The organism is Streptomyces toyocaensis (assembly GCF_000725125.1).
GTDB classification, from domain to species: Bacteria; Actinomycetota; Actinomycetes; order Streptomycetales; family Streptomycetaceae; genus Streptomyces; species Streptomyces toyocaensis.
This window is the reverse complement of record NZ_JFCB01000017.1, coordinates 109,261-134,469: the sequence shown is the minus strand read 5'-3', so window position 1 is coordinate 134,469 and position 25,209 is coordinate 109,261. Positions and strand designations below refer to the sequence as shown.

Annotated in this window: 25 protein-coding genes; 13 read left to right on the top strand and 12 right to left on the bottom strand. The window is 71.7% G+C overall.

The genetic code is table 11. The features are described from left to right. Positions 1-34: 34 nt before the first annotated feature. On the bottom strand, positions 35-667 hold the full coding sequence (locus BU52_RS19475; protein WP_037936037.1) for a DUF6230 family protein: 633 nt from the start codon (positions 665-667) through the stop codon (positions 35-37). 652 nt (positions 668-1,319) lie between these two features. After that, positions 1,320-2,297 carry a tetratricopeptide repeat protein gene (locus BU52_RS19470; protein WP_037936033.1) on the bottom strand — a complete coding sequence of 326 codons (978 nt, stop codon included), beginning with the start codon at positions 2,295-2,297 and terminating at the stop codon, positions 1,320-1,322. A 239-nt stretch (positions 2,298-2,536) separates the two neighbouring features. On the opposite strand from BU52_RS19470, the gene BU52_RS19465 reads away from it, so the two are divergent. The 5 genes from BU52_RS19465 (at position 2,537) to BU52_RS19445 (ending at position 6,808) form a co-directional block, all read left to right on the top strand. Beyond that, the gene (locus BU52_RS19465; RefSeq protein ID WP_037936031.1) at positions 2,537-3,163 is read left to right on the top strand and encodes a TetR/AcrR family transcriptional regulator; all 627 of its coding nucleotides are present in this window, start codon (positions 2,537-2,539) and stop codon (positions 3,161-3,163) included. Between the two features lie 146 nt (positions 3,164-3,309). Continuing rightward, positions 3,310-4,122, top strand: coding sequence for an SAM-dependent methyltransferase (locus tag BU52_RS19460; RefSeq protein WP_037936029.1), 813 nt, complete (start codon positions 3,310-3,312; stop codon positions 4,120-4,122). Between the two features lie 60 nt (positions 4,123-4,182). Continuing rightward, the gene (locus tag BU52_RS19455) at positions 4,183-5,088 is read left to right on the top strand and encodes a LysR family transcriptional regulator (RefSeq protein ID WP_037936027.1); all 906 of its coding nucleotides are present in this window, start codon (positions 4,183-4,185) and stop codon (positions 5,086-5,088) included. 92 nt (positions 5,089-5,180) lie between these two features. Then, complete coding sequence (locus tag BU52_RS19450) at positions 5,181-5,771, top strand: cysteine dioxygenase family protein (RefSeq protein WP_037936025.1); 591 nt, start codon at positions 5,181-5,183, stop codon at positions 5,769-5,771. Continuing rightward, positions 5,771-6,808, top strand: a complete 1,038-nt coding sequence (locus BU52_RS19445; protein WP_037936024.1) for a YeiH family protein — start codon at positions 5,771-5,773, stop codon at positions 6,806-6,808. The genes BU52_RS19450 and BU52_RS19445 overlap by 1 nt, the downstream gene beginning before the upstream one ends. Positions 6,809-6,905: 97 nt before the next feature. On the opposite strand, the gene BU52_RS19440 is transcribed toward BU52_RS19445, so the two are convergent. The 6 genes from BU52_RS19440 to BU52_RS19415 form a co-directional block, all read right to left on the bottom strand. Further along, complete coding sequence (locus BU52_RS19440) at positions 6,906-8,606, bottom strand: acyl-CoA mutase large subunit family protein (protein WP_037936022.1); 1,701 nt, start codon at positions 8,604-8,606, stop codon at positions 6,906-6,908. A gap of 82 nt (positions 8,607-8,688) precedes the next feature. Further along, the gene (locus BU52_RS19435; protein ID WP_037936020.1) at positions 8,689-9,027 is read right to left on the bottom strand and encodes a DUF3817 domain-containing protein; all 339 of its coding nucleotides are present in this window, start codon (positions 9,025-9,027) and stop codon (positions 8,689-8,691) included. A gap of 113 nt (positions 9,028-9,140) precedes the next feature. Further along, the gene (locus tag BU52_RS19430; RefSeq protein WP_051858393.1) at positions 9,141-9,875 is read right to left on the bottom strand and encodes a hypothetical protein; all 735 of its coding nucleotides are present in this window, start codon (positions 9,873-9,875) and stop codon (positions 9,141-9,143) included. Between the two features lie 134 nt (positions 9,876-10,009). Next, a complete protein-coding gene (locus tag BU52_RS19425; RefSeq protein WP_037936018.1) occupies positions 10,010-10,519 on the bottom strand; it encodes a MarR family winged helix-turn-helix transcriptional regulator in 510 nt (169 codons plus the stop codon). A 68-nt stretch (positions 10,520-10,587) separates the two neighbouring features. Beyond that, on the bottom strand, positions 10,588-10,890 hold the full coding sequence (locus BU52_RS19420) for an MTH1187 family thiamine-binding protein (protein WP_037936017.1): 303 nt from the start codon (positions 10,888-10,890) through the stop codon (positions 10,588-10,590). Beyond that, positions 10,887-11,231, bottom strand: coding sequence for a DUF3817 domain-containing protein (locus BU52_RS19415; RefSeq protein ID WP_037936015.1), 345 nt, complete (start codon positions 11,229-11,231; stop codon positions 10,887-10,889). The genes BU52_RS19420 and BU52_RS19415 overlap by 4 nt, the downstream gene beginning before the upstream one ends. A gap of 197 nt (positions 11,232-11,428) precedes the next feature. Between BU52_RS19415 and BU52_RS19410 the strand changes: the two genes are divergently transcribed. The 4 genes from BU52_RS19410 to BU52_RS19395 all read left to right on the top strand — a co-directional run bounded on the left by BU52_RS19410 (position 11,429) and on the right by BU52_RS19395 (position 14,084). Continuing rightward, positions 11,429-12,061 (top strand): AIM24 family protein, encoded by a 633-nt coding sequence (locus BU52_RS19410; RefSeq protein ID WP_037936013.1) that lies wholly within the window; start codon positions 11,429-11,431, stop codon positions 12,059-12,061. Between the two features lies 1 nt (position 12,062). Further along, positions 12,063-12,713 (top strand): AIM24 family protein, encoded by a 651-nt coding sequence (locus BU52_RS19405; RefSeq protein WP_037936012.1) that lies wholly within the window; start codon positions 12,063-12,065, stop codon positions 12,711-12,713. Next, complete coding sequence (locus BU52_RS19400; RefSeq protein WP_037936010.1) at positions 12,710-13,510, top strand: AIM24 family protein; 801 nt, start codon at positions 12,710-12,712, stop codon at positions 13,508-13,510. Before BU52_RS19405 ends, BU52_RS19400 begins: the two co-directional genes overlap by 4 nt. 97 nt (positions 13,511-13,607) lie before the next feature. Beyond that, on the top strand, positions 13,608-14,084 hold the full coding sequence (locus tag BU52_RS19395; RefSeq protein WP_037936009.1) for a MarR family winged helix-turn-helix transcriptional regulator: 477 nt from the start codon (positions 13,608-13,610) through the stop codon (positions 14,082-14,084). 6 nt (positions 14,085-14,090) lie between these two features. Here the strand turns inward: BU52_RS19395 and BU52_RS19390 are convergent, their stop codons facing one another. Both BU52_RS19390 and BU52_RS19385 read right to left on the bottom strand, forming a co-directional pair. Further along, complete coding sequence (locus tag BU52_RS19390) at positions 14,091-15,551, bottom strand: sensor histidine kinase (RefSeq protein WP_037936008.1); 1,461 nt, start codon at positions 15,549-15,551, stop codon at positions 14,091-14,093. Further along, entirely contained in the window at positions 15,548-16,264 is a 717-nt protein-coding gene (locus tag BU52_RS19385; protein WP_051858391.1) for a response regulator transcription factor, read from the bottom strand. The genes BU52_RS19390 and BU52_RS19385 overlap by 4 nt, the downstream gene beginning before the upstream one ends. Before the next feature lie 120 nt (positions 16,265-16,384). Between BU52_RS19385 and BU52_RS19380 the strand changes: the two genes are divergently transcribed. Continuing rightward, positions 16,385-16,984 carry a PepSY domain-containing protein gene (locus BU52_RS19380; protein WP_037936005.1) on the top strand — a complete coding sequence of 200 codons (600 nt, stop codon included), beginning with the start codon at positions 16,385-16,387 and terminating at the stop codon, positions 16,982-16,984. Positions 16,985-17,119: 135 nt separating this feature from the next. Here the strand turns inward: BU52_RS19380 and meaB are convergent, their stop codons facing one another. Together meaB and BU52_RS19370 are read right to left on the bottom strand one after the other, a co-directional pair. Beyond that, the gene (gene meaB, locus BU52_RS19375; protein ID WP_037936003.1) at positions 17,120-18,076 is read right to left on the bottom strand and encodes a methylmalonyl Co-A mutase-associated GTPase MeaB; all 957 of its coding nucleotides are present in this window, start codon (positions 18,074-18,076) and stop codon (positions 17,120-17,122) included. 52 nt (positions 18,077-18,128) lie between these two features. After that, positions 18,129-19,352 carry an acetyl-CoA C-acetyltransferase gene (locus BU52_RS19370; protein WP_078903329.1) on the bottom strand — a complete coding sequence of 408 codons (1,224 nt, stop codon included), beginning with the start codon at positions 19,350-19,352 and terminating at the stop codon, positions 18,129-18,131. A 147-nt stretch (positions 19,353-19,499) separates the two neighbouring features. On the opposite strand from BU52_RS19370, the gene mce reads away from it, so the two are divergent. The 3 genes from mce to BU52_RS19355 all read left to right on the top strand — a co-directional run bounded on the left by mce (position 19,500) and on the right by BU52_RS19355 (position 25,173). Continuing rightward, entirely contained in the window at positions 19,500-19,940 is a 441-nt protein-coding gene (mce, locus tag BU52_RS19365) for a methylmalonyl-CoA epimerase (protein ID WP_037935999.1), read from the top strand. 229 nt (positions 19,941-20,169) lie between these two features. Next, positions 20,170-24,051 carry a polarized growth protein Scy gene (gene scy, locus BU52_RS19360; RefSeq protein WP_037935997.1) on the top strand — a complete coding sequence of 1,294 codons (3,882 nt, stop codon included), beginning with the start codon at positions 20,170-20,172 and terminating at the stop codon, positions 24,049-24,051. A 183-nt stretch (positions 24,052-24,234) separates the two neighbouring features. Next, the gene (locus BU52_RS19355; RefSeq protein WP_037935996.1) at positions 24,235-25,173 is read left to right on the top strand and encodes a coiled-coil domain-containing protein; all 939 of its coding nucleotides are present in this window, start codon (positions 24,235-24,237) and stop codon (positions 25,171-25,173) included. Positions 25,174-25,209 lie beyond the last annotated feature (36 nt).

Below are 25,209 nucleotides of genomic sequence, written 5' to 3'. Positions count from 1 at the left end.
GGCGCCACCGGCTCCCCCGCCCGTCAGCGAGTGCTTAGTAGCACTCCTTGACACCCGTCGACAGCGACATCTTCAGACCGCTGAGCTTGAAGGTTCCGGCGGTGGTCGCCCACGCCGTCTGCTTCACGTCCTTCAGGACGGCCTTCTCGGCCTGCTGGGCGAACCCGTAGGGGTTGGCCTGCTCGCCGCCGCCCTTCATGCCAGGACCCTTGCCGGCGTCCTTGGCGGCCACACCGATGTCGATGTTCGTGAACGTCGCATCGGCGTTCAAGTCGGCGACGTCGATGTAGAGGTTCTTGGCCTCGACCGGCTCGCTCTGACCCGCACGCAGCATCAGGCTGACGTTCCCGAGCACCGGAATGTTCGGGGTGACGACCGACTGACACATGTTCTTGATGCTCGCCGACTTGAACGCCGAGACCGCGACGGGGTGAACCGTCTTCTGGCCGGAGAGGGTGTACCCCTCGTCAAGGGCGCCGTACTGCGAGAAGCCCGTACCGACCAGCTCGTCCGTGGTGACCTTGAACGACTGGCCCGACACGCTGAACGACGCCGCGAGGGCGCCCTGCGCGAGGGCGACACCTATGCACGCCGTGGCGGCGACGCTGGGCACCATGACCACAGCGAACCGCTTCCATCTGGTCCCGCCACGCACCTGGGACTCCATATTTCCTCCTTCTCGGACGTACATCTCCTGACCTGACTCACCGCCGGAGACGGCGGCTCAGCCGGGCAGGGATGGGAGAAGTGCTACGTCCTCGGGAAGGAGAGCGCCCGCACTCGGCGGCGCGGAAACACGCGCCCGAATCACCGGCGATCACCCCCGAGCGACAACCACTGGTCGCGCCTGACACGCATCACGCACAACCCTGCTGGACAGGCTTCGCCGGACGGACGAAGACCCCCCTGTCCTAGAACCGGCGTCACTGCCGCCGGTTCTGCTCGGTGGGGACCCAGGAGTTCCCGCGTCCCGACCGGCTGTCGGGGTACGGGTAATGGACCGAGCGTGGCCGATCGTGGTGCATTCTCGCCGCCCGCACAAGGGGGTTCGTTACTCGCTAGTAACGGCGGGGTAACCGTGCACCGGCCCGCCGGTCCCGCTCAGCGACGCTCGGTGCACCGAAGGTGCCGTACAAAACTGTTGATCAGTGGACAGAACCCGACAGATCAACGCCTGCGACTTACTCGCAGTAACAGCGGCCGCGATTACCAAGATTTGGTAAAGCGCGGCCGCACCGGCCTCCGTGAGCCAATCCGTCACACGGGCCCCGCGGACCGGGGCCGACCGGCGAACCGGTCCGAACCGGTTACGGGTCCGGTCAGAACAGGGCCCGTGCCAGCGCCCGGCGCGCCGCGATCACACGCGGATCGTCGGCGCCGACCACCTCGAACAGCTCGAGCAGCCGCACCCGTACGGCGTCGCGGTCGTCGCCCGCGGTGCGCCCCACCGTCTCGATGAGCCGGCCGAAGGCGTCCTCGACGTGACCGCCCACCAGGTCCAGGTCGGCGGCGGCGATCTGCGCGGCGGCGTCCCCCGGCTTCTCGGCGGCCTCCTTGCGCACCTGCTGCGGGTCGGCGCCCTGCACCCGCTGGAGCAGTTCGGCCTGGGCGAGACCCAGGGTGGCCTCCGGGTTGCCCGGGTCGTCCGCGAGCACGTTCTTGTACGCCTGGACGGCACCGGGGAGATCGCCGCTGTCCAGGGCCCGCACGGCGGCCTCCAGCAGGGCGTCGTAGGGGCCGGCGGCCTCCGCCGGGGCGGCCGCGGCCACCCCGCCCGGCTCCGCGTCGGGGTCGACGGTGAGACCGGTCAGGCCGAAGCGCTGCTCGCCGACCTGCACGAGCTGGTCCAGGGTCTGCCGGATCTGGGCCTCGCCCGCGGCTCCCTGGAAGAGCGGCAGCGCCTGCCCGGCCACCACCGCGAAGACGGCCGGGATCCCCTGGATCCCGAACTGCTGCATCAGCATCTGGTTGGCGTCGACGTCGATCTTGGCGAGGAGGATGCGCCCGTTGTACTCGACGGTGAGCCGCTCCAGGACGGGGCTCAGCTGCTTGCAGGGCTCGCACCACTCGGCCCAGAAGTCGATGACGACCGGGACCTCGGTGGACCGCTGCAGGACGTCGCGCTCGAAGCCGGCCTCGTCGACGTCGATGACGAGATCGGCCGGGGAGACGGCGCCCCCGCCGCCCTGCCGGGCCGTTTCGGCGCGCGCCTGCTCCGCCTTCGCCTTGGCCTCCTGGGCCGCCTTCACCGCGGCGAGGTCGACGACTCCGCTCATGGACATGTTCCGTGGCTGCATGCGCCTATCCTCCCCCGTACTGCGCGCGTGTGTGAAAAGCACCCGGGAAACCCAGGCGTACGTGTGGTGTTGGCGCCGGGGTCCCCACCCCGCGCCGGTGGTCGTCGCTCGGGCACGCCGGGTCACGGGTGCTTTCGCTACGAGCCGTAGCGTAACTCCGATCGGGGCCCGCGCGGGACCCCGCCCCCGTGATCTCTCTCACCACCGACCGCCCGGTATCCCCCGGTTATCGTCGTGCCATGCAGAGCCGCACCCCCGCCAGTCGCACCGGGCGCCCGCGCAGCGCCGCGGCGAACGCCGCGATCCTGGCCGCGACGCGTCAGGCTCTGGTCGAACTCGGCTGGTCCAGGCTCACGTTGGGGGACGTGGCGGTCCGTGCCGGGGTCGCCAAGACGACCCTCTACCGGCGCTGGGCGGGCAAGAACGAACTGGTCGTGGACGCGGTCGCGGAGCTGTTCGACGAACTGAGCCTGCCCGACCGCGGCTCCCTGGCCGCCGACATCGAGGGTGTGGTGCTCCAGTTCGCCGCGATCCTGGCCCGCCCGGAGGCCAGGAGCGGGCTGATGGCCGTGGTCGCGGAGTCGACGAGGGACGAGGCCCTGCGGGAGCGCATCCGCGCCTCGATCGTCGACCGGCAGAAGCGTCTCGTCCTCGCGGGCCGGGCCCGCGCCCAGGAACGGGGTGAGCTGCCGCCGGAGCCCGACGCCGGTGAGGCGGCCCGCACGGTCGACCTGATCTTCGACATGGTGGCCGGCGCGGTGGTGCACCGCACGCTGGTCAGCGCGGAGCCGGCCGACGAGGAGTGGGTGCACGGCTTCACCCGCGTCCTGCTGTCGGGCCTGGCCGCCGCCCCCCGTCCCGGGTGAGGACCAACGGCAGTGAACCGGCCACGGTCGGCCGGTAGTCGCCTGTCGCCGGACCCGGCGCCCTGCGAGGATCGTGATCATTCCCACCGGGACACATGATCATTCCCACGGGACACAGAGGACACCGAGCGGCCGGGGAGGCGCACATGACCGGGACCGAACCCCTCGCCGCACGGATCGACACCTCCAGGCCGCATCCGGCCCGGGTCTACGACTGGTTCCTCGGCGGCAAGGACAACTACCCCGTCGACGAGGACCTGGGCCGCCGGATCATGAGCCTCGACGGCACGGCCCAGCACGTCGCCCGTACCAACCGCTGGTTCATGCAGCGCGTCACCCGGTGGCTGGCCGGCAGGGCGGGCGTGAGGCAGTACCTGGACATCGGCACGGGCATCCCCACCGAACCCAATCTGCACCAGCTGGCCCAGCGGGTCGCGCCGGAGTCCCGCGTCGTCTACACCGACAACGACCCCATCGTCCTGAAGCACGCGGAGGCGCTGCTGCGCAGCACCCCCGAGGGCGTCACCGCCTACGTGCAGGCCGACGTGCGCGAGCCGGAGCGCATCCTGCGGCAGGCCCGCGAGAGCCTGGACCTCACCCGGCCGGTGGCCCTGTCCCTCGTGGCGCTGACGCACTTCCTCGGCGACGAGGACGACCCCTACGCCCTGGTGGCGCGCCTCGTCGACGCCCTTCCTCCCGGCAGCTTCCTGGTGCTGTCCCAGCTCACCGCCGACTTCGACCCGGAGGCGGTCGGCCGCGGGGTGGCGATGTACCAGGCGGGCGGCGTCACCCTCGCACCCCGCACGCGGGCGGAGATCGCGCGTTTCTTCGAGGGACTGGAGCTCGTCGAGCCCGGTCTCGTGCAGGTGACCGACTGGCGTCCCGAGCTCGCCGACGGGGAGAGCACCGACGAGAACGCCGTGATCTCGCTGTACGGGGCGGTGGCCCGCAAGCCGTGAGGGACACGGCCCGCGCGGCCGGGCGGCGGCGGCCCCCCAAAAGCTGCTTATGATGCCCCGGTGTTCGATTCCCGGCACATCAAGACGTTCCACGAGGTGGTCAGGACCGGCTCCTACTCGGCCGCCGCGCGTGTCCTCGGCTACACCCAGCCGGCGATCACACAGCAGATGAAGGCCCTGGAACGGGACACCGGCTCCGCCCTGTTCGTCCGGGTGGGCCGCGGGCTGCGGCTCACCGAGGCCGGTGAGGCACTGGCCCGGCACACCTCCGCCATCCTCGACGCCATGTCCGCCGCCCAGGAGCAGATGAACGCCCTCACGCGGCTGCGCGCCGGACGGGTCAGGCTGTGCGCGTTCCCCAGCGCCAACTCCACCCTCGTGCCCGAGACCCTGGCCCGGCTGACGGTCGACCACCCCGCCCTGCGCGTCGACCTGCTGGAGAACGAACCGCCCGAGTCGCTGCGGCGGCTCACCCGGGGCGAGTGCGACATAGCGCTGGCGTTCACCTATCCCGGACTGCACGAACAGGTGCCGGAGGGGCCGGTGGAGATACCGCTCCTGGAGGACCAGCTGACCGTGCTGCTGCCGGCCGGGCACCCGCTGGCCCGGCGGCGCGCGGTCCGGCTCACCGACCTGGCCGGGGAGCGCTGGATCGCCGGCTGCCCGCGCTGCCGGGCGAACCTGCTCCACGAGTGCGCGGAGGAGGGGTTCGTCCCCGACGTCGCCTTCATGACCGACGACAACCTCGCCGTGCAGAGCCTGGTCGCGGAGGGGCTGGGGGTGGCCATGCTCCCGTCGCTCGTCCTGAACTTCATGCGCCACCCGAAGGTCGCCGGCCGGCCGCTCCGTCCCGTCTCACGGCGCAAGATCTCCGCCTACGTCCTCCCCGAGCACCTGCGCATCCCGGCGACGGCACGCGTCCTGGACCGCTTGAAGGCGGTCGCCGCCGCCAAGGACGGCTGCTGATCCCCCGGGCACCCCGATCCATAAGCGGCGCTTGGGAAAGGCGAAGAAACTCGCGTTGGACGTAATGCGTCCGCCTGCCGGACGCTCCCGGTATGCCTTCCGCCCCCAGTGCCACGAGCCTTCCGGGCGCCTTCACGGTCCCGCGCCCCACCGCACGCCTCGCCGCCCTGATCGCCGACATCCGGGGCACCGTCGGACGCGGACTGCCGCCCGACCCCACGGCCCACCTCGTCGGCGAGTGCCTGGCCCCGCACCTGGGCGCCCCCGACCTGCTCACCCCCGAGCAGCGCGAGAGCGACCCGGAGCGCTACCGGCAGCACCTGCTGCACGCCGAGCACGACGGCAGCTTCTCCCTCGTCGCCCTGGTCTGGCTGCCCGGCCAGGGCACCTCCGTGCACGACCACATCGCCTGGTGCACCACCGGCGTCCACGAGGGCCGGGAGCACGAGCGGCGGTACCGGCTGCTGCCGGCCACCGGCCCGGACGCCGGCCCACGGCTGGTCGCCACCGCCGACGTGGTCAACGAGCGCGGCGAGGTATGCGGCTTCGCCCCGCCCGGGGACATCCACCGGGTCTGGAACGGCGGCCCCGGCACGGCGGTGTCCCTGCACGTCTACGGCGCCGACATATCCCGCTCCGGCACCAGCGTCCGCCGCGTCTACCCCCAGCCGGCCGACCGCTGATGGCGCTGCTGAAGGAACGGTCCGCCGCGCCCGCCGCGAACCGTCCGGCCACCCCCCGCGGACCCGGACTCGCGCTCGCGGCACTCGGGGTGGCCGTCGCCTGGGCCGTGCACCGGGTCGTGCCGGGCGTGCCGATGCTCACCGCCGCCGTCGTGCTCGGCATCGCGGCCGCGCACCTGCCCCGGCTCGGGGCCGTCGTACGGGCCACCGGGCGGCCGGGGCTGTCGTTCGCGGGGAAGCGGCTGATGCGGGCCGGGATCGTGCTCCTCGGGCTGCGGCTCGCCTTCGACGACGTGCGCGCCCTGGGCTGGGCCACCGTCCTCATGGTGCTCGGCGTGGTGACGGTCACCCTGCTGGGCACCTGGTGGCTCGGCAGACGCCTCGGGCTGCCCGGCGACCAGCCCCTGCTGATCGCCGCCGGGTACGCGGTGTGCGGGGCGTCGGCGATCGGCGCGGTGGGCGAGGCCCGGGGCAGCGACGAACGGGACGCGGCCACCTCGGTCGCCCTGGTCACCCTCTGCGGCACGCTCGCCATCGCGGTACTGCCGCTGCTGCAGGGCGTCCTCGGGCTGAGCGACGCGGAGTTCGGGCGCTGGGCGGGAGCGAGCGTGCACGACGTCGGGCAGGTGGTCGCCACCGCGCAGACCGCGGGCGGTGCGGCGCTCGGTGAGGCGGTGCTGGTGAAGCTGATGCGGGTGGCGCTGCTCGCCCCGATCGTCGCCGCGGTCGCCCTGGGCGTCCGGCGCCGCAGGGGGCGCGGGGCGGGCGCGGCCCGGGTGCCGCTGGTCCCCCTCTTCGTCGTCGGCTTCCTCGCCGCCGTGGCGCTGCGCAGCACGGGCCTGCTGCCCGCGCCGGCCCTGGACGCCGCCCACGTCGCCCAGGAACTCCTGCTCGCCGCCGCCCTGTTCGGCCTGGGCAGCGCGGTCGACCTGCGCGCCCTGACCCGCACCGGCACCCGCGTCGCCGTCCTCGGCCTGTGCGCGTGGGTGGTCGTCGCGGGACTGTCGTACGCCGGGGTGCTGCTGACGTCCGGCTGACCCCGGCGCCGCGCCCCGCACACACGTCCGGCAGGCACCGTGTCCGTGGACACCGTGCCTGCCGGGTGACCGTACCCGTCCGGCCGGGAGCCGGGGCTCAGAAGCCGGCGGGCTCCGTGTACACGCCCCACTCGTCGCGCAGGACGCCGCAGATCTCGCCGAGCGTCGCCTCCGCGCGTACGGCGTCGAGCATCGGCTCGATCATGTTGGCGCCGGAGCGTGCCGCCGCGACCATGGCGTCGAGCGCGCCGCGCACCCGTCCGTCGTCGCGGGCCGACTTGCGCTCGCCCAGGAGCCGGACCTGCTCGCGCTCCACCTCGTGGCTGACCCGCAGGATCTCCAGGTCGCCGGTGACCGACCCGGTGTGGACGTTGACGCCCACGACCCGCTTGTCGCCCTTCTCCAGCGCCTGCTGGTAGCGGAACGCCGACTCGGCGATCTCGCCGGTGAACCAGCCGTCCTCGATGCCGCGCAGGATGCCGGAGGTGATCGGCCCGATCGGGTGCTGCCCGTCCGGGTGGGCGCGCAGACCCCGCTCCTTGATCTGCTCGAAGATCTTCTCGGCGTCCGCCTCGATCCGGTCCGTGAGCTGCTCGACGTACCAGGAACCGCCCAGCGGGTCCGCGACGTTGCCGACGCCGGTCTCCTCCATCAGCACCTGCTGCGTGCGCAGGGCGATCTCGGCGGCCTGCTCGCTGGGGAGCGCGAGGGTCTCGTCGAGGGCGTTGGTGTGGAGGGAGTTGGTCCCGCCGAGCACGGCGGCCAGCGCCTCGACCGCGGTCCGTACGACGTTGTTGTACGGCTGCTGCGCGGTCAGCGAGACACCGGCGGTCTGGGTGTGGAACCGCAGCCACTGCGCCTTGTCGCTCTTCGCGCCGTACACGTCCCGCATCCAGCGCGCCCAGATGCGCCGCGCGGCGCGGAACTTGGCGATCTCCTCGAAGAAGTCGACGTGCGCGTCGAAGAAGAAGGAGAGGCCGGGGGCGAAGACGTCGACGTCGAGGCCGCGGCTGAGTCCCAGCTCGACGTACCCGAAGCCGTCCGCGAGCGTGTACGCCAGCTCCTGCGCGGCCGTGGCACCGGCCTCGCGGATGTGGTAGCCGGACACCGACAGCGGCTTGTAGGCGGGGATGCCGGCCGCGCAGTGCTCCATCAGGTCGCCGATGAGGCGCAGATGGGGCTCCGGCTGGAAGAGCCACTCCTTCTGCGCGATGTACTCCTTGAAGATGTCCGTCTGCAGCGTGCCGTTGAGCACGGCGGGGTCGACGCCCTGGCGCTCGGCGGCGACGAGGTACATGCAGAAGACGGGCACGGCGGGCCCGCTGATCGTCATCGACGTGGTGACGTCACCGAGCGGGATGTCCCGGAACAGCACCTCCATGTCGGCCGCCGAGTCGATCGCCACGCCGCAGTGGCCGACCTCGCCCAGCGAGCGCGGGTCGTCGGAGTCGCGGCCCATGAGCGTCGGCATGTCGAAGGCGACGGAGAGGCCGCCCCCTCCGTTGCCGAGGATCATCTTGTACCGCTCGTTGGTCTGCTCGGCGTTCCCGAACCCGGCGAACTGCCGGATGGTCCACGTCCGCCCCCGGTAGCCGGTCGGATACAGACCGCGGGTGAAGGGGTACTCACCCGGCCAGCCGATCCGCTCGAACCCCTCATAGGTGTCCCCGGGCCGGGGACCGTACACCGGCTCCACGGGATCGCCGGAGAGCGTGGTGAAGTCTGCGTCGCGCTTGCGCGCGGCGTCGTACCGGGCCTGCCAGCGTCGGCGGCCCTCCTCGATGACGTCAGCGTCCATACCTTCGAATTTACTAGGACGTCCAAGTAAATGTCGATGGCAGACCGCCGCACGCTGCTCCGTACGGCGGTGACGCGAAACGCTACGCCTTGGCCACCGCGGGGGCGTCGCCCATGCTCTTCGCGTCCAGCTCGCGGCTGATCCGGCGCTCCACGAAGAACGCGGCGGTGGGAACAGTGCCGGCCAGCAGGACCCACAGCTGCTTCTTGACCGGCCACTTCGCCTTGGAACCGAGATCGAAGGCGAAGATCAGGTACAGGACGTAGAGCCAGCCGTGCGCGATGCTGACCACCTGGGTGAAGTCTTCGGCGGCATCCAGCTCGAACGCGTACTTCCCGATCATGCCGAAGGTCAACGCGACGAGGAGGACACCGGTGACGTAGGCCATGACCCGGTAGCGGGTCAGCACGCTCTTCTTCATGGACACGAGCGTAACGGGCCGTTCCGGGAGATCTTGGCCCGGGTCACGCTGAACCGTTCGCGCCGACGGAGGCGTCGTCCCCGCGCCTGAGGAGAGAAGCGCGGCGGCCCGGTTCAGCTGTGCTGCATCCAGACGTTGGGCTCCTGATAGACGCCCTCATCGGCCGAGCGGTCGATCCGCAGGACGCTGAGTCCGTCAGGGATCACGTAGTCACCCGACTCGGGGAAGGTCATTCCGGTCCAGTGCTCCCACTCGGCAACCGTGCCGGTCATGGTCTGCGACGCCGGAGCGGCCGCCAGTATCGTGGCGCCAAGGCGCTGGTGGGTTCGAATCCAGGGGTCAAGAGCCATGCCGTCCTCGCGGCTCCACCGCATGAAGTTCTCGATCGGCGTCAACGGATACCGGGCCTTCATCGTCGGGCGGACCGGGGCTACGACCCGGTCCCATCCGGCTTGTCCCGCTGTCCGACGGAGCGCCTTGAGGGTCTCCCCCGCCAGTCCGCGTGCCTTCAGCGACGGGGTGACGATCGCCCCGCAGATCACGAGGGTGTTGGGTTCGATGCCTTGTTCACGGCCCTCGACGGCGCGGACCAGAGCCTGGGTATACCCCGTGGGGAGAGACTTCGGCAGCCCGTCCCAGCGGATCGGGACGCCCCAGCCCGAGGCCACTGGCACATCGCGGTCATCCACCAGCATGAGGTTCACATCGGCGAACCACTCTCCGACCCTGCCTATGTACTCCTTCACCAGCCGGTCAGCAGTGATGAACTCCGGGAAGCCTTCACTGAAGAGCTCCTTGAGGTGCGCATCCGGCCACGTACGCGAGTCAGTCCGTTCGATCTTCACCATCACTGCCCGTTCATGGCACACCGCCTGTGAGCGGCCGCGTCCCGACCAGACCCGGGGCCCGGGGACCCACGGTGCCGTCATGTCCCGTGAACGTCCACGCACGTGTCCCGGGGCTGCCGCTTCCGCCGCGGACCTCACTCCTCCGCGAAGTCCCCCGCCGCCAGGCGCAGGGGGCGGAGGATGGCGAAGAGTTCGGCGCACTCCTCGGCGTCGTAGGCGCCCAGGCCGAAGTCCATCGCCATCAGGTCGCGAGTGGCGGCCTCGACCACCTCGCGGCCCTTGCCGGTGATGGTCGCGAGGGTGCCGCGGCCGTCGTTGGGGTTGGGGCGCTTGGCGACCAGGCCCGAGCGCACCAGGCGGTCGACGGTGTTCGTCACCGACGTGGGGTGCACCATCAGCCGCTCGCCGATCTTGGACATCGGCAGCTCGCCGGACTTGGAGAAGGTCAGCAGCACCAGGGCCTCGTACCGCGCGAACGTGAGCCCGTACGGTTTGACCACCGCGTCGACCTCGGCCAGCAGGATCTGGTGCGCCCGCATGATCGAGGTGATCGCGGCCATCGACGGCACGTTTCCCCAGCGCTGCTTCCACAGCTCGTCGGCGCGGGCGATGGGGTCGAACGAGAGACTGAGCGGCTTCGGCACGCCCCAGACCCTACCGGCCGGTCATATGTCGGTCAGCCCTGTCTCGCCCATCGGTCCGCCGTCAGGCGTCAGCCGTCGCGCTGCGCCAGGTGACGTTCGACGGTCTCGACCTTCGACGTGAGACCGTCCGCCACACCCGGGCGGATGTCCGCCTTGAGCACCAGGGAGACGCGCGGGGCGCGCGCCTCCACGGCGGCCACGGCGCGCCTCACCACGTCCATCACCTCGTCCCAGTCGCCCTCGACCGAGGTGAACATGGCGTCGGTGCGGTTCGGCAGCCCGGACTCGCGGACCACCCGCACGGCGTCGGCGACGTAGTCCCCCACGTCCTCGCCGACACCGAGCGGCGTCACGGAGAAGGCGACGATCATGCGTTCACGACACCTTCGGTGCGGGCGCGGGAGGCGATCACCGCGTCCTCGGCCTCCCGCTTGAGCCGGCGTTCGGCGAAGAAGCCGCCGGTGGGCAGGACCGACATCAGGAAGTAGAAGGCGGCGGTGCCCAGCGACCACTTGGCACGGTTCCAGGCGTCGGCCCAGAAGAGCACGTACAGGACGAAGAGGAAGCCGTGGACGGCGCCCATCACCGGGACGGCGTTGAAGTCCGTGGTCCGCTTCAGGACCGAGCAGACGAGCAGCAGCAGGAACGAGATCGCTTCGGGGCCCGAGACCAGGCGGAGGCGGCGGAGGGCGGAGGCGGTCTTGATGTCCACGGGTCACCTTCGGTGGGAGAGACGTCGGCGTCGACGGGTCGGACAGCTTGTGAACACGCGCACAAGCGCGCGTCCATTGTGGCAAATCCCGCCCGCGACCACGCGAGGGGGTCCGCCCAGGGTCCGGTCGGGGTCCGACTCCGCCCCGAGCATCTGTCGGCGGGGGCAAAAGTGCCGCTACCGTCGCAACCGTGGCGATGTTCCGACTTCAGAGCAGCAAGGTGCTCGCCGTCGACATGACCGGGGATGCCGTGAAGGCGAAGAACGGCTCCATGGTCGCGTACGACGGCGAGATGGCCTTCAGGAAGCTCAGCGGTGGCGGTGAGGGCCTGCGGGGGATGGTGACCCGGCGGCTCACGGGTGAGCAGATGACGCTGATGGAGGTGAAGGGGCACGGGACCTGCTTTTTCGCGGACCGGGCCTCGGAGATCAATCTGGTGGGGCTGCGGGGCGACAAGCTGTACGTGGAGTCCAGCAATCTGCTGGCGACGGACGGAGGGCTGCGCACCGGGACCACGTTCACGGGCCTGCGCGGTGCCTCGCAGGGCAACGGGCTGTTCACGACCACGGTCGAGGGGCACGGCCAGGCGGCGCTCCTGTCGGACGGGCCGGCCGTGCTGCTCCGGGTCAGCCCGCAGTACCCGCTGACGGTCGACCCGGGCGCCTATGTGGCCCACCAGGGGGACCTGCGGCAGTCCTTCCAGTCGGGTGTGACCTTCCGCACGCTGATGGGAGAGGGCGGCGGCGAGGCCTTCCAGATCCGGTTCGAGGGCGACGGGGTGGTCTACGTCCAGCCCAGTGAGCGCAACACGATCGCGGGGGACGTCTGACATGGCCTTCCGGGAGATCAACGCGAAGATGGTCGAGGCGGCCGTGACGCCCGGTCAGCGGCTGTTCAGCCAGCGCGGCGCGATGCTCGCGTACCGGGGAGAGGTGAGCTTCACCCCCAACCTGAGCGGCGGCCAGGGCGGGCTGGTCTCGATGATCGGCCGGCGCGTGGCCGACGAGGACACGCCCCTGATGACCGTCGAGGGCAGCGGCACCGTCCTGTTCGGGCACGGCGGCCATCACATCCAGGTGATCGACCTCGCCGGGGACACGCTGTACGTCGAGGCCGACCGGCTGCTCGCCTTCGAGGGCACGCTGGAGCGGGGCACGGTGTTCCTCGGCTCCCAGGGCGGGGTGATGGGCATGGTCCGGGGGCAGGTCTCCGGGCAGGGGCTGTTCACCACCTCGCTGAAGGGGCACGGCTCCGTCGCCGTGATGGCGCACGGAGGGGTGATCGAGGTCCCGATCACCCCGCAGCGGCCGGTGCACGTCGACCCGCAGGCCTACGTCGCCCATCACGGTGACGTCCGCAACAAGCTGTCGACCGCCCTCGGCTGGCGGGACATGGTGGGCCGGGGCTCCGGCGAGGCCTTCCAGTTGGAGCTGAGCGGCAGCGGTGCCGTGTACGTCCAGGCGTCGGAGGAGAAGCTTTGAGCACGTACGCAACGCCGGGCGCCGGGCCCGTGGTCCACGACCCGGTGACCCTGCCGTCCGACGACAACGTCGATCACTACACCTTCTGCGTGGAGCTCAAGGGCACCCAGTGGTTCATGCAGAAGGGGAAGATGATCGCCTACTACGGATCGATCGAGTTCAACGGCATCGGGCACGGGCGACTCGACCGACTTGTCCGTACGTCGTTCCATTCGCCTCTGCACGCAAGCGACTGGGTGGTGGCGGAGGGCTCGGGCAAGATGCTCCTCGCCGACCGGGCCTTCGACGTGAATTCGTACGATCTGGAAGACGGCAACCTGACCATTCGCTCGGGCAACTTGCTAGCTTTTCAGCCAAGTCTGTCGCTGAAACAATCGATCGTGCCGGGTTTTTTGACGCTGATCGGAACCGGGAAGTTCGTCGCCGCATCAAACGGTCCGGTGGTGTTCATGGAGCCGCCGATCCGCGTGGACCCGCAGGCGCTGGTCGGCTGGGCGGACTGCCCGTCCCCGTGCCACCACTACGACCACGGGTACATGACCGGCCTGATGGGCGGTCTACGTGCGATGACGGGCCTGGGCGGGGCGTCAGGCGAGGAGCACCAGTTCGAGTTCGTGGGGGCGGGCACGGTACTGCTGCAGTCCTCCGAGACGCTGATGGCGGAGCAGGCCACGGGGGTCGCTCCGCACGAGCCCGGGGTGCCCGGGGGCGGCGTCCCGGGCGGGCAGGGGCAGACGGGTGGGGCACCGCGCCTTCCCGGACAGCTGGGAGACCTCCAGCGTCGCTTCGGGCTGTGAGCGGTAGTGTGCAGGGTGTGACATCGAACGCCTGCGCGTGATGTCACACGGAAGCCTCAATAGTTCGCCTTTCAACTTCCTTAGGTAGACTTCATTCATGGAGACCGAGACGGCCACCCGCTGGCTGACCAATGCGGAGCAGTGCGCCTGGCGCACCCACCTGGAGGTCAACAAGCTGTTGACCTACCAGCTCGAGAAGGATCTGCAGCCGTTCGGCCTGACAATGAACGACTACGAGATCCTGGTGAACCTGTCCGAGTCGGACGACCGGCGGATGCGGATGAGCGACCTCGCCTCCGCCACCATGCAGTCCAAGAGCCGCCTCTCGCACCAGATCACCCGCATGGAGAACGCGGACCTGGTCCGGCGGGAGCACTGCGAGTCCGACCGCCGCGGGCTGTACGCGGTACTCACCGAGCACGGCATGGAGACCATGCTGAAGGTCGCGCCGCATCACGTGGCGTCCGTGCGCCGGCACTTCATCGACCTGCTCTCCCCCGAGGCGCTCACCGAGCTCGACAAGGCCCTCAAACCCATCGCCGAGCACCTGCGGGGGCAGCGGGGACGTCCCTGACGGCCCTCAGCCCGAGCGGGCGAGCGGCAGGCGGAGTTCGAACAGGGCTCCGCCGGCCGGAGCCGCACCCGTCGTGAGCGTCCCGCCGTGCCGTACGGCGACGTCCCTGGCGATCGCCAGTCCCAGCCCGGCACCACCGTCGTCGCGGCTGCGGGCGGCGTCCAGCCGCACGAACCGCTCGAAGATCCGCTCCCGGTCGGCCTCGGCCACCCCCTCCCCGTCGTCGGCCACCCCGAGCACCGCCCATGCACCCTCCCGCCGCACGGTCACGGTGACCCGCTCGCGGGCGTGCCGCCCCGCGTTGTCCAGCAGGTTGGCGAGCACGCGCCCGAGCTGACCGCGCGACCCGGTCACCTCCGCCGGTTCCGCGTCCACCGTCACACCGGGACGCTCCGCCGCCTCCTCGCGGGCCAGCGCGGCGAGGTCCACCCGGGCGTCGGCGGGCCGCTCCCCCGCGTCCAGCCGGGCGAGCAGCAGCAGATCGGCGGCGAGGTGCTGGAGCCGCACGGTGTCCTCGACGGCACCGTCCAGGTCGAGCAGCCCGGGATGGGCCGCGGCCACCTCCAGCTGGGTGCGCAGCGAGGCGATGGGGCTGCGCAGTTCGTGCGAGGCGTCCGCCACGAACCGCCGCTGCCGCTCCACGGACGTCTCCAGCGCGGCGAGCGTGGCGTTGGTGGTACGGGCGAGGCGGGCGATCTCGTCGTGCGTCGCCGGTTCGGGCACGCGGCGGGCCAGGTCCTCGGAGGCGGTGATCGCGGCCATCTCCCGCCGGATGCCCTCCACCGGACGCAGGGCACGCCCGGTGACCAGCCAGGTCACGCCGGCGACGACGCCGAGCAGCAGCGGCAGGCCGATGAGCATCCCGGTCAGGGTGGTGCTCACCGCGCTGTGCTCGGCGGCGAGCGGGGCGCCCGCGTGGACGGTGAGGCGGCCCCGGTCCGCGGTCTCCACGTCCACGGCGGCGAAGCGGTAGTCCTCGGTGTCGCCGTCGATCGTCGCGGAGCCGTTGCTGAAGGTGGTCTCGTCGCCGATCTCTCCGGGCGAGAGGGACGCGTCGTCGGAGTCGTCGGAATCACCCGAGTCGGCCGAGTCGTCACCGCGGGAGTCGTCCGCGCCGTCATCGCCGTCGCCGGCGGGTGCCGACGGCCGTGGCTTCACCTCGCCGGTCGCCGTGCCGGTGATCCGTTCCAGGTCCTCGGAGACCGCGACCAGCGTGCCGTCCTCGTCCACGATCTGCACCGGGCGGTCGTCGCCGTCCAGCCCGGAGAGCCTGTCGTACGGCGTCCGGGCGGCGAGTTCGGAGGCGACCGCCCGCGCTGAGCGCTCCGCCTGGGTGCCCGCCTCCCCGATCAGGTTGGAGCGCAGGGACAGCAGGACCGCGGTGCCGGCCGCGACCAGGGCCACCGCGACGACGAGGGTGGCCCCGAGCGTCGCCCGGGCACGGACCGAACCGAACAGCCGGCTCACGACGCCGTCTCCAGGCGGTAGCCGGCACCCCGCACGGTGCGGATGAGTCCGGCGCGCAGCTTGCGGCGCAGGGCGCTGACGTAGACCTCGACGATGTTGGGGTCGCCCTCGTAGGCGAAGTCCCAGACGTGCTCCAGGATGTCGGCCTTGGACACCACCTCGCCCGCCCGCAGCACGAGCTGCTCCAGGACCGAGAACTCCTTGGCCGTGAGGGTCACCTCCTCCTCCCCGAGGTGGACCCGGCGGGCGGCGGTGTCGACCTTGAGGTCGCCATGCACATGGACCGGGGAGGCGCCGGTGGCCCGGCGGCGCAGCAGCGCCTTGATCCGGGCGACGAGGACGACGTACGAGAACGGCTTGGTGAGGTAGTCGTCGGCGCCGGTGTCCAGGCCCTCGGCCTCGTCGTACTCGCCGTCCTTGGCGGTGAGCATCAGGATCGGCACGTCGTGTCCGGCGGCGCGCAGGGCGGCGCAGATCCGGTAGCCGTTGAGGCCGGGCAGCATGATGTCGAGGATCAGCAGGTCGTACGCGCCCTCCGTGGCCCGGTGCAGGCCCTCCCGGCCGTCGTGGACGACGTCCACGGCGTAACCCTCGGCGGCGAGGCCCCTGGCGAGGGAGACGGCGAGGCGTTTCTCGTCCTCGACGATCAAGAATCGGAAGGGGCGGCGCGGAGCGCCTCCGGCAGGGTGGTGGTGGGCGACGGGCGGGCGCATGGGTCAAGGGTCGCGAAGCGAAGCTGAAGATCGCTTCAGGCGGTTTCAGCTTCCTCTCAGCGTCGGTCGGCGAGATTGGTGCCGCACAGCGCGGAACACAGCGACTCGGGAGGAACTCACATGAAGCGCAACATCGTGATCGCCGTCGTCACGGCCGCGGCTCTGGTCGGTGGGGGCACGGCGACGGCCATCGCGGTCTCGGGGGACGGCGACGGCGCGCCGGCGTCGGTGGAGCGGACCGAGAAGCGGGCGGGGGACGACGACGGGCGGGACGACGACCGTGGCGACGGCCGGGACGACCGTCGTCCGTCGGGTGATGTGACCGCCGCCGACGCCGTCGCCGCCGCGCTGAAGCACACGCCGGGTACGGCGGTGTCCGCCGAGCTGGACGACGACGGGGACTGGGAGGTCGAGGTCCTCGGCCGCGGGGACGGCCGGCACAGCGTGCGGGTGGACCCGGGCAGCGGCACGGTGCTGGGCGCCTCGGAGGACGACGAGGACGACACCGGTGAGGTCCGGGACGCGCTGAAGGGGACGTCGGTGACGGCTCAGGAGGCCGCGAAGGCGGCGGCCGCCAAGGGGACGGTGGTCTCGGTGGACCTCGAGGACGACGGTGACAAGGGGTGGGAGGCCGAGACTCGTGCCTCCGGCGGGGGCGAGCGGGAGTGGCGGGTCGACCCGGGCAGCGGCAAGGTCACCGCTGACCGGGACGACGACTGAACGTGGGTGCGGGCGAGGGAGTTTTCGCCCCCGCCGCCCCGTCCCCGTCCCGTCCCGTCCCTGGGGCTGCGCCCCCAGACCCCCTTTCGGCCCTGAACGGGCCTCGTCCTCAAGCGCCGGACGGGCTGCGAAGGGTCAGCCCTGGGTCAGGCCCTCCACCAGTTCGTCCGCCGCGCGGTACGGGTCCAGGTCGCCCGCGATGATGCGTTCCGCCAGCGCCCCGAGGCGGCGGTCGCCGTGGAGGTCGCCGATGCGTTCCCTCAGGGCCGTGACCGCGATGGTCTCGACCTCCCGGGAGGCGCGGGCCAGGCGGCGTTCCGTCAGGACCCCGTGCTCCTCCATCCAGGCGCGGTGCTTCTCCAGCGCCTCGACGACCTCGTCGACGCCCTCCGCGCGGGCGGCGACCGTCTTGACGATCGGGGGACGCCAGTCGCCCGGGGCGCGGGATTCACCGAGGCCGAGCATGTGGTTCAGCTCGCGGGCGGTGGCGTCGGCGCCGTCGCGGTCGGCCTTGTTGACGACGTAGACGTCGCCGATCTCCAGGATCCCGGCCTTGGCGGCCTGGATGCCGTCGCCCATGCCGGGGGCCAGCAGCACCACGGAGGTGTCGGCCTGGGAGGCGATCTCCACCTCCGACTGGCCGACGCCCACCGTCTCCACCAGGATCACGTCGCAGCCGGCCGCGTCCAGGACGCGGATGGCCTGCGGCGCGGCCCAGGCGAGGCCGCCCAGGTGGCCGCGCGTGGCCATGGAGCGGATGTAGACGCCCGGGTCGGAGGCGTGCTCCGACATCCGGACGCGGTCACCGAGCAGGGCGCCGCCGGAAAAGGGGGAGGACGGGTCGACGGCCAGGACGCCGACCCGCTTGCCCTGTTTGCGGTACGCGGTCACCAGAGCCGAGGTCGAGGTGGACTTGCCGACGCCCGGGGAGCCGGTCAGGCCGACCACGTACGCGTTCCCGGTCAGCGGCGCCAAGGCCGCCATGACCTCCCTGAGCTGCGGGGACGCCCCCTCCACCAGGGAGATCAGCCGGGCCACGGCCCGTGGCCTGCCTTCCCTGGCCTGGGCGACCAGCGAGGAGACGTCCTGCATCACAGCTCCGTTCACGAGAGAAGATCTTGCAAAGGTGCGGACAGATCCGGGCTCAGGCCTTGGGTACCCGCACGATCAGCGCGTCACCCTGGCCACCGCCGCCGCACAGCGCCGCCGCGCCGACACCGCCGCCGCGCCGCTTCAGCTCGAGCGCCAGGTGGAGCACGAGCCGGGCGCCGGACATCCCGATCGGGTGACCGAGGGCAATGGCGCCGCCGTTGACGTTCACCTTTTCGGTGGAAACGCCCAGATCCTTCATTGACTGGACGGCGACCGCGGCGAAGGCCTCGTTGATCTCGATGAGGTCGAGGTCGGAGACCTCCAGGCCCTCCTTCTTCAGCGCGTGCCGGATCGCGTTGGACGGCTGCGACTGGAGGGAGTTGTCGGGGCCGGCCACGTTGCCGTGGGCGCCGATCTCGGCGATCCACTCCAGGCCCAGCTCCTGCGCCTTGGCCTTGCTCATCACGACCACGGCCGCCGCACCGTCCGAGATCTGCGACGAGGAGCCGGCGGTGATCGTGCCGTCCTTGGCGAACGCCGGGCGCAGCTTGCCGAGGGACTCGGCGGTGGTGTCGCCCCGGATGCCCTCGTCCTTGCTGAACAGGACCGGGTCGCCCTTGCGCTGCGGGATCTCGACCGGGGTGATCTCGGCCTCGTAGATGCCGTTCTTCTGGGCCGCGGCGGCGCGCTGGTGGGACAGGGCCGCGATCTCGTCCTGCTCCGGGCGGGCGATGCCGAGGCGGGTGTTGTGCTTCTCGGTGGACTCGCCCATGGCGATGTTCTCGAAGGAGTCGGTCAGGCCGTCGTGCGCCATGGCGTCGAGCATCTGCACCGCGCCGTACTTGAAGCCCTCGCGGGACTTCGGCAGCAGGTGCGGAGCGTTCGTCATGGACTCCTGGCCGCCGGCGACGATCACGTCGAACTCGCCGGCCCGGATGAGCTGGTCCGCGAGCGCGATGGCGTCGAGCCCGGAGAGGCACACCTTGTTGATGGTGAGCGCCGGGACGTTCATCGGGATGCCGGCCTTCACGGCGGCCTGGCGCGCCGGGATCTGCCCCGCCCCGGCCTGGAGCACCTGCCCCATGATCACGTACTGGACCTGGTCGCCGCCGATCCCCGCACGGTCGAGGGCGGCCTTGATCGCGAAGCCGCCGAGGTCGGCCCCGGAGAACGACTTCAGCGAACCGAGCAGCCGACCCATCGGGGTGCGGGCGCCCGCGACGATGACGGACGTCGTGCCGTTCGTTGCGGATGATGCAGATGATGCAGAAGTCATGAGCTGCGGTCCCCTTCCGGCTGCACAGCCGAGGAGTGAACGAGGGTTTACTTCGAATGTACTGACGTGCGGTGGACCCCGTCACCGGCCATTCGGTGTGATCGCGCGCACGTTGCGTAACCACCGCGGGAGCGCTGCACTGATTCCATGCTGACGCGAATCGACCACATCGGGATCGCCTGTTTCGACCTGGACAAGACCGTGGAGTTCTACCGGGCCACCTACGGCTTCGAGGTGTTCCACTCCGAGGTCAACGAGGAGCAGGGCGTGCGCGAGGCCATGCTCAAGATCAACGAGACCTCGGACGGCGGCGCCTCCTACCTGCAGCTGCTCGAGCCGACGCGGGAGGACTCCACCGTCGCCAAGTGGCTGGCGAAGAACGGCGAGGGCGTCCACCACATCGCTTTCGGTACGGCGGATGTGGACGCGGAGGCGGCCGGCATCAAGGAGAAGGGCGTACGCGTTCTGTACGAAGAGCCCCGGCGCGGCTCCATGGGGTCACGGATCACCTTCCTGCACCCCAAGGACTGCCACGGCGTACTGACAGAACTGGTCACTTCGGCCCCAGTTGAGTCCTCCGAGCACTGACCCACGTACATAAGGGCCGGTAGGGTTGGGCCTGGTCGCCGCTCGATCCGTGGTGACCGGGTCCTGTCGTCTTGGGCGGCGGGACCGCCGGGGTCCGGGTTTCGGGGGGCGAGCGCGGGGCAGCAGCCCATGCTCCGCCGTTGATCTGACACCATTCCCCGGGGGCCCCGTTCGGCGGATGGACGGAGCCCGGCCAGACTTGCGACCAGGGGACGGATGGGACCGCGCAGTGCGGGGCTACGAGAGCCAGGAGCGAGAGCCGGCGGCTGACGTCGACCACCTCTCTCGGTTCGAAGCCGAGATGAAGCGGCTGAAGACCGAGCGGGAAAAGGCGATCCAGCACGCCGAGGACCTCGGCTACCAGGTCGAGGTGCTGCGCGCCAAGCTGCACGAGGCGCGGCGCACCATCATGTCCCGGCCCGCGTACGACGGCGGTGACATCGGCTATCAGGCCGAGCAGATGCTCCGCAACGCGCAGATGCAGGCCGACCAGCTCCGCGCGGACGCCGAGCGGGAGCTGAGCCAGGCCCGGGCGCAGACCCAGCGGATCCTCCAGGAGCACGCGGAGCAGGCGGCCCGGCTCCAGGCCGAGCTGCACCAGGAGGCGGTGACGCGGCGCCAGCAGCTCGACCAGGAGCTGGCGGAGCGCAGGCAGACCGTCGAGTCGCACGTCAACGAGAACGTGGCGTGGGCGGAGCAGTTGCGGGCCCGCACCGAGGAGCAGGCTCGCCGGCTCATGGAGGAGACCCGCGCGGAGCGGGAGCAGGCCCTGGCCACCGCCCGCGCCGAGGCGGAGCGTCTGACGTCCGAGGCCCGCCAGCGGCTGCAGACCGAGGCCGAGTCGGCCCGGGCGGAGGCCGAGCAGTTGCTGCGCCGGGCCCGCGCCGACGCCGAGCGGCTGCTGAACGCGGCGTCCACGCAGGCCCAGGAGGCCACCGATCACGCCGAGCAGCTGCGGACGTCCACGGCAACCGAGTCGGAGGCGGCGCGCCGCGAGGCCCAGGAGCTCGCCAGGGCCGCGGAGCGGCGCATGGCGGAGGCGGAGACCTCGCTGCGCGAGGCGCGCACCGAGGCGGAGAAGGTGCTCGCCGAGGCGAAGGAGGCCGCCGCCAAGGCCATCGCCTCCGCCGAGTCCGCCAACGAGACCCGTACGCGCACCGCCAAGGAGCAGGTGGCGCGGCTGGTCAGCGAGGCCACCAAGGAGGCGGAGTCCACCAGGGCGGACGCCGAGCAGCTGGTCGCCGACGCCCGCGCGGAGGCCGAGAAGATCGTCGCCGAGGCCGCGGAGAAGGCCCGCACGCTCACCGCCGAGGAGTCCGCCACGCAGCTGTCCAAGGCGGCCAGGACCGCCGAGGACGTGCTCAACAAGGCGTCCGAGGAGGCCAAGCGGACCACCAGAGCGGCGGCCGAGGAGGCCGAGCGGATCCGCGGGGAGGCCGAGGCCGAGGCCGACCGGCTGCGCGCGGAGGCGCACGACATCGCCGAGCAGCTCAAGGGCGCGGCGAAGGACGACACCAAGGAGTACCGCGCCAAGACGGTCGAGCTGCAGGAGGAGGCGCGCCGGCTGCGCGGCGAGGCCGAGCAGCTGCGCGCCGACGCGGTCGCCGAGGGCGAGAAGATCCGCGCGGAGGCCCGCAAGGAGGCCGTGGCGCAGATCGAGGAGGCGGCGAAGTCCGCCGAGGAGCTGCTCGCCAAGGCGAAGGCCGACGCCGACGAGCTGCGCTCCACCGCGCAGACGGACAGCGAGAAGGTCCGCACCGAGGCCATCGAGCGCGCCACGACGCTGCGCCGGCAGGCCGAGGAGACGCTGGAGCGCACCCGCAAGGAGGCCGAGCGGCACCGCGCGGAGGCCGTCGAGCAGGCCGACGCGCTCCGGGAGGACGCCGAGCGGGCCGCGCGCGAGCTGCGCGAGGAGACCGAGCGGGCCGTCGAGGCCCGCCGCACGGAGGCCGCCGGGGAACTGTCGCGGCTGCACGCGGAGGCCGAGGAGCGGCTCGCCGCCGCCGAGCAGGCGCTGAGCGACGCCCGCGAGGAGGCCGCCCGGATCCGCCGGGAGGCGGCCGAGGAGAGCGAGCGGCTGCGCGCGGAGGCCGCGGAGCGGATCCGTACGCTCCAGCAGCAGGCGGAGGCGGAGGCCGAGCGGCTGCGGGACGAGGCGGCGGCGGACGCGTCGGCGTCCCGCGCGGAGGGCGAGTCCGTCGCCGTGCGGCTGCGGTCGGAGGCCGCGGCCGAGGCGGAGCGGCTGACGTCCGAGGCGCAGGACAGCGCCGACCGGATGCGTGCGGAGGCGCGGGCCGCCGCCGAGCGGATCGGTACGGAGGCGTCCCAGACGCTGGCCGCCGCGCAGGAGGAGGCGGCCCGGCGCCGCCGCGAGGCCGAGGAACTCCTCGGTGCGGCCCGGCAGGAGGCCGACCAGGAGCGTGAACGGGCCCGCGGGCAGAGCGAGGAGCTGCTGTCGTCCGCGCGCACGCGCGTGGAGGAGGCGCAGGCCGAGGCCGTGCGGCTGGTCGAGGAGGCGGACCGGCGCGCCACGGAGACGGTGTCGGCGGCCGAGCAGCACGCCCAGCAGGTCCGGGACTCCGTCGCCGGACTGCACGAGCAGGCGCAGGAGGAGATCGCCGGGCTGCGCAGCGCCGCCGAGCACGCGGCGGAGCGGACGCGCCGCGAGGCCGAGGAGGAGGCGGACCGGGTCCGCACCGACGCCTACGCGGAGCGGGAGCGGGCGAGCGAGGACGCGGGCCGGCTGCGGCGCGAGGCGCAGGAGGAGACGGAGGCGGCCAGGGCGCTGGCCGAGCGCACCGTGTCCGAGGCGATCACGGAGGCGGAGCGGACCCGCGCGGAGGTGTCCGAACACGCCCAGCGCGTGCGTACGGAGGCGTCGGACACCATCGCCGAGGCGGAGCAGGCCGCGGCGCGCACCCGGGCGGACGCCCGGGAGGACGCCAACCGGATCCGTTCGGACGCGGCGACGCAGGCGGACACGCTCATCACCGAGGCCCGCAGCGAGGCCGAGCGGCTCACCGAGGACACCCTCGCGGACACCGACCGGCTGCGCACGGAGACGGTCGCCGAGGCCGAGCGGGTGCGCTCGGAGTCGGTCGCCAAGGCGGAGAAGCTGATCGCGGACGCGACCGGCGACGCGGAGCGGCTGCGGGCCGAGGCCGCGGAGGCGGTCGGGGCGGCGCAGGCGCACGCGGAGCGGATCCGTCAGGACGCCGAACGGGTCAGGTCCGGCGCGGAGTCGGAGGCCGAACGGCTGGTGTCCACCGCGCGCGAGGAGGCCGAGCGGACGCTGGACGAGGCCCGCAAGGAGGCCAACAAGCGGCGCTCGGAGGCGGCCGAGCAGGTCGACACGCTCATCACGGAGACCACCGCCGAGGCGGACAAGCTGCTCACCGAGGCGCAGCAGCAGGCGCAGAAGACGACGGCGGACGCGGAGTCGCAGGCGGACACGATGGTCGGCGCGGCCCGCAGCGAGGCCGAGCGACTGGTGTCCGAGGCGACCGTCGAGGGCAACTCGCTGGTGGAGAAGGCCCGTACGGACGCGGACGAGCTGCTGGTGGGTGCGCGCCGGGACGCGACCCAGATCAGGGAGCGCGCGCAGGAGCTGCGCGACCGCCTCACCGGCGAGATCGAGGAGCTGCACGAGCGGGCCCGCCGTGAGGCGGCGGAGACGATGAAGTCCACGGGCGACCGCTGCGACGCGCTCATCAAGGCCGCCGAGGAGCAGCTCGCCAAGGCGGAGGCGAAGGCCAAGGAGATCGTCTCGGAGGCCAACTCCGAGGCGGGCAAGGTGCGCATCGCCGCCGTGAAGAAGGCCGAGGGGCTGCTGAAGGAGGCGGAGCAGAAGAAGGCCACGCTCGTCAGGGAGGCCGAGGAGCTGAAGGCCGAGGCGGTCCGCGAGGCGCGGCGCACGGTCGAGGAGGGCAAGCGCGAGCTGGAGGTGCTGGTGCGGCGCCGCGAGGACATCAACGCGGAGATCTCCCGGGTGCAGGATGTGCTCGAGGCGCTGGAGTCCTTCGAGGCCCCGGCGGCCACCAAGGACAACGGGGTCAAGGCGGGAGCCGCGGCGGGTGCTACCCGTACGGGTGGCAAGTCATCGGATAGCTAGCAAAACGGACCAAATCGCTTGTACGGTGAGGCCTTTGACCATCGCTTTGGCAAGCCTTCCGGCGGCGAGCCACCCAAAAGGGGTGTCAATCTCCGTATCAAACGTGCATCCGCTCGATGACACAGCGCTTCGGCCCCTAGGATTCCACCTATCACCTCACCGGTCTCATTCGACAGGAACCCCATGAGCGACACTTCCCCCTACGGCTTCGAGCTTGTGCGGCGTGGGTACGACCGCGCTCAGGTGGACGAACGTATCTCCAAGCTCGTCTCCGACCGTGACAGCGCTCTCGCCCGCATCACCGCTCTGGAAAAGCGCATCGAGGAGCTCCACCTCGAGACGCAGAACGCCCAGGCCCAGGTCAACGACGCCGAGCCGTCGTACGCGGGTCTCGGCGCGCGTGTGGAGAAGATCCTCCGCCTCGCCGAGGAGGAGGCCAAGGATCTGCGCGAGGAGGCCCGGCGCGCGGCGGAGCAGCACCGCGAGCTCGCCGAGTCGGCCGCCCAGCAGGTGCGCAACGACGCCGAGTCGTACGCCGCCGAGCGCAAGGCCAAGGCGGAGGACGAGGGCGTCCGGATCGTCGAGAAGGCCAAGGGCGAGGCGTCCCAGATGCGTTCCGAGGCGCAGAAGGACGCGCAGTCCAAGCGGGAGGAGGCGGACGCCCTCTTCGAGGAGACCCGCGCCAAGGCCGCGCAGGCCGCCGCCGACTTCGAGACGAACCTCGCCAAGCGGCGCGAGCAGTCCGAGCGCGACCTCGCCTCCCGTCAGGCCAAGGCCGAGAAGCGTCTCGCGGAGATCGAGCACCGCGCGGAGCAGCTGCGCCTGGAGGCCGAGAAGCTGCGCACCGACGCCGAGCGCCGTGCCCGCCAGACGGTGGAGACCGCGCAGCGCCAGGCCGAGGACATCGTGGCGGACGCCAACGCCAAGGCCGACCGCATCCGTTCGGAATCCGAGCGTGAGCTCGCGGCGCTGACCAACCGCCGTGACTCCATCAACGCCCAGCTGACGAACGTGCGCGAGATGCTGGCGACCCTCACGGGTGCGGCGGTGGCCGCGACCGGCTCGCCGGCCACCGAGGACGAGCCGATCTCCCGCGGGGTCCCGGCCCAGCAGTCCCGGTAACGCCCCGGAGCGAGGACCGAGCAGGCACGGAGCCCT